This window comes from Siccirubricoccus deserti (assembly GCF_014283215.1).
In the GTDB taxonomy this organism is placed as follows: domain Bacteria; phylum Pseudomonadota; class Alphaproteobacteria; order Acetobacterales; family Acetobacteraceae; genus Siccirubricoccus; species Siccirubricoccus deserti.
In genome coordinates, this window is record NZ_JACOMF010000019.1 from 37,036 (window position 1) to 48,144 (window position 11,109).

Below are 11,109 nucleotides of genomic sequence, written 5' to 3' on the forward strand. Positions count from 1 at the left end.
GATCAACGTTGGTCCTTGGTTGGTATGGAAACTACCTTGTTCATGGACGATATCGCGCGTTGGTTAGTTCTTGGTATGCGGTGTCATTGCCGTTAAGGTTGTGGTTGCGCCGTAACCGTCACTGCCGCCGAGGGTAAGTGTCGCGTCCGGCGTCACAACCTGGTTGTCTCATGATCACCTCAGAGGCGCCCAAGCCGATACAGGACAATACCGCGGCGGTTGCAACGCCGGCGCGCCAGCCTGCCCGCGGTCGCAATGATCTGCCGGAGGGCAGGGCACGGCCAGCCGGCTGGCGCCCGTTCTCGACCGCCATCGCCGAACAGGCCGCCCGGATCAGCCCCTATGACGTTGCCGATGATGTCCCGGCACTGATGTGGGTCACCGACGAGGCCGGGCGGATCGTCTACGTCAACCGCCGGTTCGAGGAGAGCTTCGGCGCAAGGCTCGAGCCGGGGCGCGTCGATGGCTGGCGCAGCCTTGTCCACGGCGATGATTTCGAGGCGTTCAACCTCGCCTTCGCCACCGCCTGCGGCTGCCGGCAGAGCTTCCGGACCGAGGTGCGCGTCATCGCCGCGGCCGGGGAGATCCGCTGGCACCGCTGTGAGGCGCAGCCGCAGATCGGCGCCGATGGCACGCTGCTCGGCTATGTCGGCTGCAGCGTCGACATCACCGAAGGCAAGGCGGCCGAGGCGGCGCTGCGCGAGCTGAACGCCACCCTGGAGCGGCGGGTGGCGGAACGCACCGCCCAGCTCGCCGCCGAGGCCGCCGCCCGGGCCGCGGCGCAGGACCGGCTGCGTCACGCCCAGAAGCTCGAGGCCCTCGGCCAGCTCGCCGGTGGCGTCGCGCATGACTTCAACAATTCCTCCGCCGCGGTGCTGGCCGGGATCGCGCTGCTGGAGAAGCACCATGGCGCCCTGCTCGCCGCCGCCGGCACCGGGCCGCGGCGCCTGCTCGCCGGCGTGCGCGAGGCGGCGGAGCGCGGCACCGCCATATCGCGCCGCCTGCTGGCCTTCGCCCGGCGGGAGGAGCAGCGCGCCGGCGACCTTGATCCGGGCGACCTGCTGCTGAACCTGAAGGCGGTGCTGGCGAATGCGCTTGGCCCGGCGGTCCGGGTGGTGCTCGACGTGCCGGGAAACCTGCCGCCGCTCCGGGTGGACCAGGCGCAGCTGGAGACGACCCTGATCAACCTGGCGGTCAATGCGCGGGATGCCATGCCCGGCGGCGGCACCGTCACCCTCGGCGCCGCCGAGGATCGGGTCGCCGCCCGCCCCCCCGGGCCGGCCTCGCTCGGCCGCGGCAGCCTCGCGCCCGGGCATTACATCCGCATCTGGGTCGCCGACACCGGCACCGGCATGGATGAGGCGACCCTGGCCCGCGCCGCCGAACCCTTCTTCACCACCAAGCCGCGCGACAAGGGAACCGGCCTCGGCCTGTCCATGGCGGATGGCTTCGCCGGCCAGGCCGGCGGCGCCATGCACATCGCCAGCATAACGGGCCAGGGCACCACGGTCACGCTATGGCTGCCGCGGGCGGCGGAGGCGAAGAGCGTGGCGCGCGACGCGACGGCGGCGCACGGCAGGGCGCTGATCGTCGAGGACCAGCCGATGATGCGCCGCTACCTCGCCGAGTGCCTCGGGCATGAGGGCTATGAGGTGCAGCAGGCGGAGGATGCCGGCCAGGCGCTGGCCCTGCTCGAGGCCGGCGAGCCCTGTGACGTGCTGGTCACCGACCTGGCGATGCCGGGCATGGACGGCATCGCGCTGATCCATGCGGCGCGGACGCGCCGGCCGGGGCTCGGCGCGGTGCTGCTGACCGGCACCGGCAAGCTGGCCGATGTGGCGCCGCTGGCGGCGCGCGGCGGCTTCGCCCTGCTGCGCAAGCCGGTGTCGCCGTCCGAACTGGCGGATTGCCTGGCACGGCTGGTCGAGGCGGGTTCTGCCGATGATGGCGGCCATGGCGTGGCGCCGGCCCGGCAACGGGACTACAGCATGCCGCAGTGCAGCATGCCGCACGCCAACGAGGGACTTGTATGATTGCTGTCGGCTACGCCAAGCACTCCGATCCGGTGGTGGCCGTCAGGCGCTGCATCGCCGCGATGGGCAGCGGCACGCCGCAGATGCTGATCGCCTTCTGCGGCGGCAAGCTGGAACCGCAGGCGGTGCTGGCGGAGCTGCGCCGGGCCTATGGGGCGACGCCGGTGTTCGGCGGCTCCGCCGCCGGCGCCATTGGTCGGGACGGCTTCGGTTATGGGGGCTTCGAGCTCGGGCTGATTGCCTTCATGACCCCATCGACGACGCCGACCGCGCTGGTCACCCGGAACCTGCTGCCCGATGAGCGCATCGCCGGGCAGATGCTGGGCACCGAGGTCCGCCGGATTGCCGCCGACAATGCAGTGGTCCTGATGCTGTTCGACAGCGTCGCCAGCACCGCCCCGCTGCGGCTGCACCACGCCAGCTCGATCGTCGAGGGCTTCCACGCCGGCTTCGGGACAGGCGCGGTCTGCCTGCTCGGCGGTGGGTTGCTGACCGACATGAACCTGACCGGCGGTTGGGTCTTTGACGGCGAAGGCGTGGTGAAGCACGCCGCCGTGGCCCTTGTCTTCCCGCCCGAGATCACGGCCGAGACGGTCATCATGCATGGTTGCCGGCCGGTCAGCACCTTCATGGAGATCACCCGGATCGAGGGCGCCGATGTCTACGAGCTCGACGGCCGTCCGGCGCTTACCGTCATTGAGCGCATGCTGGGCCTGCCGCTCGGCGGCTCGCGTGGGCAGGAGCTGTCGCTGGTCGCCACCCTTGGCCAGAAGCAGGGCGACCCCTTCGCGCCCTATGACGAGAATGCCTACGTCAACCGCCTCATCCTGCGTGCCGAGCCGGACACCGGCGCGGTCACCCTGTTCGAGCCGGATTTCGCCCGAGGCACCCAGGTACAGATCATGAGCCGCGACAATTCCCTGATGCTGGAATCGGTGCGGCGCGGCGTTGCTGCGATGAATGCCACGATTGCCGGCGGCGAACCCCTGCTCGGCCTCTACATCGATTGCGCCGGGCGCGGCAGTGCGCGCAGCGGCGCGCCGATCGAGGAGGCGGAGCTGGTGGTGAAGGGCCTGGGCCGCGCGGTGCCCTTGCTCGGCTTCTACTCCGGGGTCGAGATCGCCCCCTTCGCCGGCGGGCAGAGCCGGCCGCTCGACTGGACCGGCGTGCTCACCGTGCTGCGGAGGCGGAGGCAGTGACGGCACGCGTGCTGCCCGCCAACCTCGGTCAGCTGGAGCGTGAGCTTGCCTATTACCGGCGCGAATGCAACGACCTCGGCGCCCGGCTGCTGCGGCTGCAGGAGGAGCAGAGCCAGGCCTTTCGCGAGGCACGCCGCAGCCGCACCGTCGCCAAGCTGATCCGCGAGGCCTATCGCCTCGCCGATGCGGATTCGACGCCCGAGGGCATCGGCATGCCGATGCTCGAGATGATCGTCGAGAACACGCTGTGCGACGGCGCGGCGCTGCTCAGCCTGGATCCAGCGCTCGGCCCCGGCTATTTCCGGGCGACCCATGCGATCGGCCCGCTTGGCGCGGAGAGCATGCCGCCGGTCTGCATCCCATCGCCACCGAGCTTCTTCTTCACCACCTCCCGCACCCTGATCGAGCCGCCGGCCTATGAGCTGACCGGAATCCTGCGGCTGCCTTACGTGCTCTGGGCCTTCGATCGGTCGAGCGGCCATGCCGTGATCATCGGCAACCAGTCGGAGAGCAACGTCAGCCGGCCCTTCGAATCCGGCGACCAGGAGCTGATCGAGGGCGCGCTGTCGGTCTACATCGACGTGCTGCTGAGGAAGCGCGCCGAGGTCGAGCTGCGCGCGGCCAAGGCGGCGGCCGAGCGGGCGAGCAATGCCCGGTCGCGCTTCCTGGCGACCTTGACGCATGAGCTGCGCACGCCGCTGAATGCCATCATCGGCTATTCGGAGATGATGGCCCCGGCCTCCCCCTACCAGCTGACCCTCGCCAACCGGCAGGAATATGCGGAACAGATCCTTGGTGCCGGCCGGCATCTGCTGGCGCTGATCGACGGCATCCTCGATTATTCGAGCATCGAGAGCGCATTGCCGTCGCTGAACCCCGAATGGCTGCCGGCCGAGCGGATCCTGGCGGAGGTGGCGAGCATGGCTGCGGGCGCGGGGCACCGCCGCGGCGTCGAGGTGGAGATCCTGCCGACCGAGCCGCAGCTGGAGCTGTTCGTCGATCCACTCCGGTTTCGCCAGGTGCTGCACAACCTGCTCGGCAATGCGGTGAAATTCTCGCGTGACGGGGCGACGGTGCGGATCGGTGCGGAGCGGAGCGGCGACACAGTGGTGCTGACGGTGCGCGACACCGGCATCGGCATGCGGGCCGAGGACATTCCGCGGGCACTCGAGCCGTTCCAGCAGATCGACAGCACCCTGGCACGCAGCTTTGGCGGCGCCGGCCTTGGCCTGCCGATCGCCATGGGGCTGGCCGAGGCGCATGGCGCGACCCTGGCAGTCGACAGCGTGCCGGACCAGGGCACTACGGTCACTGTAAGCCTGCCGCGCGAGCGGGTCCGCTTCGCCGGGGCAGGCTGACCGGCTGCCCGGACCGCCACGGCGAGCGGCCGGCGATGCCGGCCCGCCTGGCCTGCGGCCAGACGAGGGCGCACCCGCCACCGGCTCCGGTGACCGAGCCCTTGCCTCCCGCACCCTTCGGGCGCGGGCATCGTCCCGGCCACGCCCGCATCGGCCCCGCTGCCGGGACGCGCCGGTGTCGTGGCAAGCCGTGTCATCGGCCGATGGCTTCGGGCGTCGTCGCCGCCAGGGTTTCGAGATTCTGGTCGATCGCCCGGAACAGGCCCCAGGTCTCGAAGTAGCCGGTCGGGAAGCCGGGAGAGCCGGCGTCGAGATCCGCCTGCCGGGCATGGATGTAGTCGGCCCAGCGGCGCGTCGCCGGCTTGCGGTGGTGGAAGTCGTGGCAGGGCGCATCGCCCACCAGCACGAACAGCCGGACGAAGAGCTGCACGGTCAGCAAATCCACCCACCAGAGTGTCCATTGCAGCATGCCTTCTGGGGTCGTCGCCGACAGCTCCGGCGGGGCGGAACCCGGAAAAACGCCGGCGGTTGCATGGCAGACGAATTCGCGGTCGCGCACCGCCATCACCTCCGGCTCCGGGAAGCGATGCTCGCAGAGAATCCGCAGCACCGTCGCCATCTGCAGCAGCACAGTGACCGGCAGCACCCAGACCACGGCGAATTCGAGCAGCATCCCGGTTGCCGCCGCCGCGCCGATCGCACCGATCCAAGCGACGCGGCCGACCCAGTCATGGGCCCGGTCGCCGGTCATCAGGCTGGCGCTCAGCCGGCGTTGCAGGAAGCGGGCGTGGAAGCCCGGGGAGATCAGGTTGATGGCGACGCGGCGCCACAGCTCGGCCTTCGGCATGTCCGGCTCCAGGCCACACATGCCGAGCACAAAATCGGCGAACTCATCTTCCTCCGTCAGCAGCTTCCGCGGGCTGTGGTGCAGCATGTGCTCGCGCTGGTAGTCGTCGAAGCGCTTGAACAGCAGCAGGGCCGAGATCAGCCGGCCAACCTGGCGGTTGCGCTCGCGGCTGCTGAACACGGTCCCGTGCGAGCAATGATGGAACACCACCACCTGGAACAAGCCGAGGCCGCAGCAGGTTGCGGTAAGGCCGATCGGCAGCAGCAGCCATATTGCCAGTGTCGATTCTGACAACAGAAATGGGCAAAGCGACAGCACACAGCCCGCGAGGATCCATCCAAGCGCCCCGGAGACGAAGCTTTCCGCCCGGCGTCCGGCAGGGGCTTCCCCAGGGGCGGGCTTGGCCGTCAGCCAAGTCAGGAAGGGCTGGATCCAGCTGGGAAGGCGGGCTGCCATGCGCGTCCTGGGATCGACCGGCAAGCTGAACGAGGTGAGGATCCGCGTGTCCGCGGTCACATCGCTGATCAGGGTCATGCAATTCTACTCCTTGCTGTGCAGGCCTTATCGGCACCCTCTTGGAATGAGGTAGCCTGGCAGCAAGGAGTAGCAACGAAACGAGCTTTGGTGTCCTGGGGATAGTACGGCCGCAGAAAAGTCGCATCCGCGGTCTATCAATCGCGATGCGTTAATAAGTTGAACACTATTCTGTGCTTGCCGCCGCGAAAGCTGCAGCATGTACCGGCAAAAGTGTCGTAAATACGACTTAAGACCTTCCTGCCAGCGATCAAGGCTTGCACAATAAGTCCCTAATTTGCTGCGATTAGGATGGCTTGAGTGGTAACGGCCACAGGATCCGATGCGATGCGAACCGGCAGGCTGAGAAGCCTACCTCCGGCCCCCGGCTCAGCTGTCTCCGACACGGAACGGAAAATTGTTTCATGCCGCCATACATCAATTCTTCGAGATTTATTGCATCTCGAAGCTGGCGCTATTGCTATAGCGGGTTGCTGGCGCGCCGAAAGCAATCAACCCAGGGTCCGGCGCCGGTAGCCTGTTCCGTGCACATCGATGCTGATCGCGTTTTCGAGGCGATGCCCTGCCCGATCCGCCCGCTCCGCCAGGGAGGCGACGCCAGCGGGAACTCGCGCTGGTCAATGGCTCTGGGCCCAGGCCGGCGCATGGGTTCCGAGTGGCACTGAGGGCAGGGCCCAATAGGCCGGCGTCTCCGCCAGTTGCCCCGAATGCCGCAATGCGGTGATGCGGCCGAAGCCGCTTTCGCTCTCCTCAAGCACAGCGCCGAGCTCGTCCATCGCCGGTACCGTCGCCCGGAAGCCTTCGGCCAGCCGCCCCAGCCCGCGCAACCACATCCCGGTGCCGACCAGCGAGACCCGCACCTGCCAGCTGCCGCCCTCCTCCGCCCGCCGCAGCAGCGCCGCCAGCGTGCCGAAGGCCAGCAGATAGCCGGAAGCATGGTCGAGCGCTTGGCAGGGCAGCACCTTCGGCGCCGCATCGGCGGGATCGGCGCCAGCCGCCACCGCCTCGGCATGGTTGAAGCCGCTGGCGGTCTGCACCAGGCTGTCGAAACCGCGCCGCCCGCCCCAGGGGCCGACCTCGCCATAGGCCGAGAGCGCGGTGCAGACGATGCCGGGCCGCAGCGCCGCCAGATCGGCGGGGGCGAAGCCATGGCCGGCGATGGCGCCGGGCCGGTAGCCCTGCAGGAATACATCCGCGCCGCGCGCCAATCGCCGCAGCGTCTCGCGCCCGGCGGCGCTGCGCAGGTCGAGCGAGGCGGTGCGTTTGCCGCGGCCGGTGTCGACGACGAGATCGTCGAAGCTCGGCAGATGCGCGGCGCTGATGTGCAGCACATCGGCGCCATGCGCCGCCAGGGTCCGGCCGCAGACCGGCCCGGCGATGACCCGTGTCAGGTCGAGCACCCGCAGCCCTTCCAGCGGCCGCGCGCCCAGCGGCGGCAGCGGCGTGGGCGGCGCATCGCCGATCCGCTCAATGCGCAGCGGCGGCAGGCTGGCGACCGCCTGGCCCTGCGGATGCGCATCCCATTCGGCGAAGCTGCGCATTGCGGAGACGCACAGCCCTGCCTCCGCTGCCGCCTGCTCGAAGTCAAAGGCCTTCCAGCCGCCGAGCGCCGCCGCCACCGCCTCCCGCGTCGCCGCCCCGTCGAGCAGCGACACCACCCCGGCGCGATGGTGCGGGAAATTGGTGTGCAGCCGGACGAAGCGGCCGTCGCCGCAGCGGTAGGTGCCGGCGATGTCATCCCAGCGGGCGCCGCGCTGCTCGCCGCCGCGCTTCAGATAGTGCTCGCTGTGGAATTCGACGGCGGCATGGCGCATCTCGACCCGCGCCTCCTGTGCCGGGCCGCCGCGCCGCCGGTGCAGCTCGGCCACCGCGGCGGTGGTGGCGGCGATGGTTGCCTGGGCGGCGGCGCCGATCCGGAAGGAAGAGGGCAGAGCCGGCTCCGCCCCCGGCAGCGCCACCTGGCCCAGCGCGTCTGGCGGCAGCCCCGCCAGGCGCCACAGCGCGGCAAGAATGGCATGCGACGTCGGATCGGCCATGTGCAGGATCTCCCTGCCAAGAGCCTATCGCCGTTCCCCACGGGCCGTCACCAGCCGGCGATCCACGCAGGTGATCGGCCGGCCCGTGCAGCGGCTCCACAGCATGCGACTTCCCCACCCGCGGCGTCGAAACCGTTCCCGGAATGTCCAAACTTCGCCAACGTCAGCGGGAAACGGGGGCGGTGTCGAGCGTTCAGAGGGGACGGAGTCGTCACAGGGACGGCGCCGCAACATCGGGACGAACGGACAGCACCATGGCCAACCAGCAATCTTCGGCCGGTGGCGGCAAGGGCAACCCCGGTAATTTCGCCAATGACCGGGAAAAGGCGCGCGAAGCCGGCCATATCGGCGGCATGCACCAGGGCAAGGAGAACAACCCCGGTAATTTCGCCAATGACCGGCAGAAGGCCGCCGAGGCCGGCCGCAAGGGCGGGCAGCACAGCCACGGCGGCCGGCGCGACGCCGAGAAGAAGTAGCGATACCTGCGGCGCCCGGCGTGCGGCGGGGTTGAGCGCTATTCGGCCGCCGCCGCGTGGCCGCCCTGGAACTCCGGCGCGACCCGGGTCATGAACAGCCGGATCGATTCCCTTGTTGCCTCCGCCGACATCGGGCCGAGCCGGAAGGAGCAGATCACGCCACCGACGCCGGTGCGGTCGATTTCCGCCATCCGCGCCGCGACGGTGGCGGGCGAGCCATGGATCAGCGCGTGGTCCAGTTGCACCCGGGCTGGCGGCACCACCTCCTGCACCATGCGGATGCCCTGCTCCGCATAGACCTTCTCCCGCATCTCGCGGCGGTGCTGCTGCATCGCCTCGAAGGCGGGGATGCCGATGCGCGCCGCCTCGGCGTCGGTCTCGGCCACCACCACGTTGCGCCAGACCCAGCTTTCATCCATGCAGCGGGCGATGGTCGCCTCGTCATGGCCGCTTGCGGCAAGCTCGGCGCGATAGGCGGAGAGGCGGTGCCGCGTCGCCTCCAGCGACTGCACATTCATCATGAAGGGCAGGCCGCGCCGCGCGAGATGCAGCGCACCTTCTTCGGAGGAGGCGGCGCGCAGCACCACCGGATGCGGCGTGGTGTAGCAGGCAGGGCGCAGCCGGGGTGCCTTCAGGTCCCAGAACTTTCCCTTGTGCTCGAAGCCGGAGGGACTGTTCCAGGCCTTCAGCATGATTGCCTCGGCCTCCTCATATCGCGCCTGCGCCTCCTGCCAGTCGATGCCGTAGCCCTGGTATTCGTAGACGTTGTAGGCGGTGCCGCGGCCGAGGCCGACGATCAGCCGGCCCTGGCCAAGGTTGTCGAGCAGCGCGATCTGCTCGGCGAGGCGCACCGGGTGGTGCAGCGAGACCTGCGCCACGGCGAAGCCGACCTTCAGCCGCGTCGTCGCCGCCAGCACCGCGGCGGCGAAGGTGGTCGGGTCGACATAGGCGCAATTGCCGTCGAAATGGTGCTCCGCGAGCCACAGCACCTCGACGCCAAGCGCGTCGCAGAGCTGGGCCTCGGCAATGCATTCGGCGATGACGCGGGCGTCGCTCTCCGGCTCCCGGCTTTCGGGGAACAGGAAATTGCTGAAGCGCATGCGTCTCTCCGTTCGGCAGGGCAGGCAAGCCTAGCCGCTTGGCACGCCGCGGCAAGCCGCGGGCGGGCGGCGGCATTGCGGCGCCCGGGCGGCTTCGTAACGCTGTTGCCGCCACGCTGGCAGCGGCGCCCGGTGTGGGCCATATGCCAGGGTGGAGAGCCAGCGCATCAGCATCAGGGACAGCGATGAAGGTCAACCTCGAGGTCGATTGCACCCCGGAAGAAGCCCGGCGCTTCCTCGGCCTGCCCGACCTGCAGCCGATGCAGGAGGCGGTGATGGCCAAGCTGCAGCAGCAGATGCTGGAGGCGATCGCCGCCGCCTCCCCCGAGGCGCTGCTCAAGGCCTGGATGCCGATGGCGCCGCAATCGTCGGACCAACTGCGCGACGCGGTCGCCGGGCTGTTCCGCATGTTCACCCCGGGCAGTGGCGGCTGGCCGGGACCGGGTCCGCGGCAGGACAAGGACTGATCCGCGGGCGATGGCCGGGTTGATCGCCGACCCGGCGCTGCGGCCGCGCGACCGCGGCCGGCGCGGAGGATGGCGGCGCGACCGCTGGCGGCGACGCGCTCCGGTCGCCGCTTCGGTGCTGCTGCACCTCGGCTTCTTCGCGCTGGTGATGCTGGCATTGCTGACGCGGGAGAAGCCGCCGGAGCCGCTGCCGCCGCCGGCCTATGCGGTCTACTACCAGTCCGGCGCACCGGACCGGCCGGGCGAGCCGGAGGCCGAGGCCCAGGCTGAGCGCACCGCCCCGCCGCCTGAGCCGCCATCCGTGGCCGCCCCGCCAGCGCCGCCGCCGCTGCCTGATCTGCCCGTGCCGGAGACGCCACGGCCGCCCACCGCGCCGCCGTTGTTGGCTGAGCCCGCCCCGCCGATGCCGCCGCCCGCGCAGCCGGAGACCGCGGCACCACCGCCGGCGCCGCCGCGCCCCGACCCGCAGGTGGCGGTGCTGCCGCCGCGGCCGGTGCCCGCCCCGCTGCCGCTGCCGCCACCCCCGCCGGCCCCACCACGGGAGGTACCGCGGGGCGAAGCCGCGCCAGCGCCGCAGCGGCTACCGGGCCTCTACCTGCCGGAGGCACTGGCGCTCACCCGGCCGCAAACCCGGCCGGCGCCGTCACGGCCGGAGGCCCCGCGCCGCCGGCTCGACTTGGCGCTCGGGCCGCTGCCGCCGCCGGGGCGGTTCTCGGTGGAGCCGGAAACCGATGTGCGTGGCGCCAAGGTCGGGCCCGACTGGCGCAATGCCTTCCGCCGCTGGCTGGAGGAAAACAAGCGCTATCCGGAGAATGCCCGGGTGGTTGGCGAGCAGGGGACCAACCGGGTGGAACTGCAGGTGGCGCCGGATGGCAGGGTGCGCTCGGCCCGGCTGGTTCGCCAATCCGGCTCGGTCTGGCTGGATGCCGGGACGCTGAGCCTGTTCCGCGGCGCCAACCTGCCGCCCTTCCCGGCCGGCGCGGACCCGGGCGGCGTCACCGTGGACCTGACGATCCACTACATCCTGATCCGCTGAGCGGCACCGCGGGACCCTGCCTC

Annotated in this window: 9 protein-coding genes; 6 read left to right on the top strand and 3 right to left on the bottom strand. The window is 70.4% G+C overall.

Annotated elements, in window-relative coordinates:
- The first annotated feature begins 170 nt into the window (after positions 1–170).
- The 3 genes from H7965_RS16050 to H7965_RS16060 are packed head-to-tail and all read left to right on the top strand — an operon-like array spanning position 171 to position 4,590.
- Positions 171–2,033, top strand: coding sequence for a hybrid sensor histidine kinase/response regulator (locus tag H7965_RS16050; RefSeq protein ID WP_186771604.1), 1,863 nt, complete (start codon positions 171–173; stop codon positions 2,031–2,033).
- Positions 2,030–3,232 carry an FIST signal transduction protein gene (locus H7965_RS16055; protein ID WP_186771605.1) on the top strand — a complete coding sequence of 401 codons (1,203 nt, stop codon included), beginning with the start codon at positions 2,030–2,032 and terminating at the stop codon, positions 3,230–3,232. Before H7965_RS16050 ends, H7965_RS16055 begins: the two co-directional genes overlap by 4 nt.
- Positions 3,229–4,590, top strand: a complete 1,362-nt coding sequence (locus tag H7965_RS16060; RefSeq protein WP_186771606.1) for a sensor histidine kinase — start codon at positions 3,229–3,231, stop codon at positions 4,588–4,590. Before H7965_RS16055 ends, H7965_RS16060 begins: the two co-directional genes overlap by 4 nt.
- A 193-nt stretch (positions 4,591–4,783) precedes the next feature.
- On the opposite strand, the gene H7965_RS16065 is transcribed toward H7965_RS16060, so the two are convergent.
- On the bottom strand, positions 4,784–5,971 hold the full coding sequence (locus H7965_RS16065) for a fatty acid desaturase (RefSeq protein ID WP_186771607.1): 1,188 nt from the start codon (positions 5,969–5,971) through the stop codon (positions 4,784–4,786).
- Positions 5,972–6,588: 617 nt separating this feature from the next.
- Positions 6,589–8,007 carry a CoA transferase gene (locus H7965_RS16070; RefSeq protein ID WP_186771608.1) on the bottom strand — a complete coding sequence of 473 codons (1,419 nt, stop codon included), beginning with the start codon at positions 8,005–8,007 and terminating at the stop codon, positions 6,589–6,591.
- 254 nt (positions 8,008–8,261) lie between these two features.
- Between H7965_RS16070 and H7965_RS16075 the strand changes: the two genes are divergently transcribed.
- Positions 8,262–8,483 (top strand): con-10 family general stress protein, encoded by a 222-nt coding sequence (locus H7965_RS16075; RefSeq protein ID WP_186771609.1) that lies wholly within the window; start codon positions 8,262–8,264, stop codon positions 8,481–8,483.
- A 38-nt stretch (positions 8,484–8,521) separates the two neighbouring features.
- Here H7965_RS16075 and H7965_RS16080 read toward each other — a convergent pair whose 3' ends face one another.
- A complete protein-coding gene (locus tag H7965_RS16080; RefSeq protein ID WP_186771610.1) occupies positions 8,522–9,583 on the bottom strand; it encodes an LLM class flavin-dependent oxidoreductase in 1,062 nt (353 codons plus the stop codon).
- Between the two features lie 185 nt (positions 9,584–9,768).
- Between H7965_RS16080 and H7965_RS16085 the strand changes: the two genes are divergently transcribed.
- Both H7965_RS16085 and H7965_RS16090 read left to right on the top strand, forming a co-directional pair.
- Entirely contained in the window at positions 9,769–10,050 is a 282-nt protein-coding gene (locus tag H7965_RS16085) for a DUF6489 family protein (RefSeq protein WP_222440648.1), read from the top strand.
- Positions 10,051–10,060: 10 nt separating this feature from the next.
- Entirely contained in the window at positions 10,061–11,086 is a 1,026-nt protein-coding gene (locus tag H7965_RS16090; protein ID WP_186771611.1) for an energy transducer TonB, read from the top strand.
- Positions 11,087–11,109 lie beyond the last annotated feature (23 nt).

What these genes read in the sequence shown, in the direction of transcription:
- H7965_RS16050 (WP_186771604.1), top strand. Translation starts at nt 171, where the DNA reads ATGATCACCTCAGAGGCGCCCAAGCCGATACAGGACAATACCGCGGCG.
- H7965_RS16055 (WP_186771605.1), top strand. Translation starts at nt 2,030, where the DNA reads ATGATTGCTGTCGGCTACGCCAAGCACTCCGATCCGGTGGTGGCCGTC.
- H7965_RS16065 (WP_186771607.1), bottom strand. Translation starts at nt 5,971, where the DNA reads ATGACCCTGATCAGCGATGTGACCGCGGACACGCGGATCCTCACCTCG.
- H7965_RS16070 (WP_186771608.1), bottom strand. Translation starts at nt 8,007, where the DNA reads ATGGCCGATCCGACGTCGCATGCCATTCTTGCCGCGCTGTGGCGCCTG.
- H7965_RS16075 (WP_186771609.1), top strand. Translation starts at nt 8,262, where the DNA reads ATGGCCAACCAGCAATCTTCGGCCGGTGGCGGCAAGGGCAACCCCGGT.
- H7965_RS16080 (WP_186771610.1), bottom strand. Translation starts at nt 9,583, where the DNA reads ATGCGCTTCAGCAATTTCCTGTTCCCCGAAAGCCGGGAGCCGGAGAGC.
- H7965_RS16085 (WP_222440648.1), top strand. Translation starts at nt 9,769, where the DNA reads ATGAAGGTCAACCTCGAGGTCGATTGCACCCCGGAAGAAGCCCGGCGC.
- H7965_RS16090 (WP_186771611.1), top strand. Translation starts at nt 10,061, where the DNA reads ATGGCCGGGTTGATCGCCGACCCGGCGCTGCGGCCGCGCGACCGCGGC.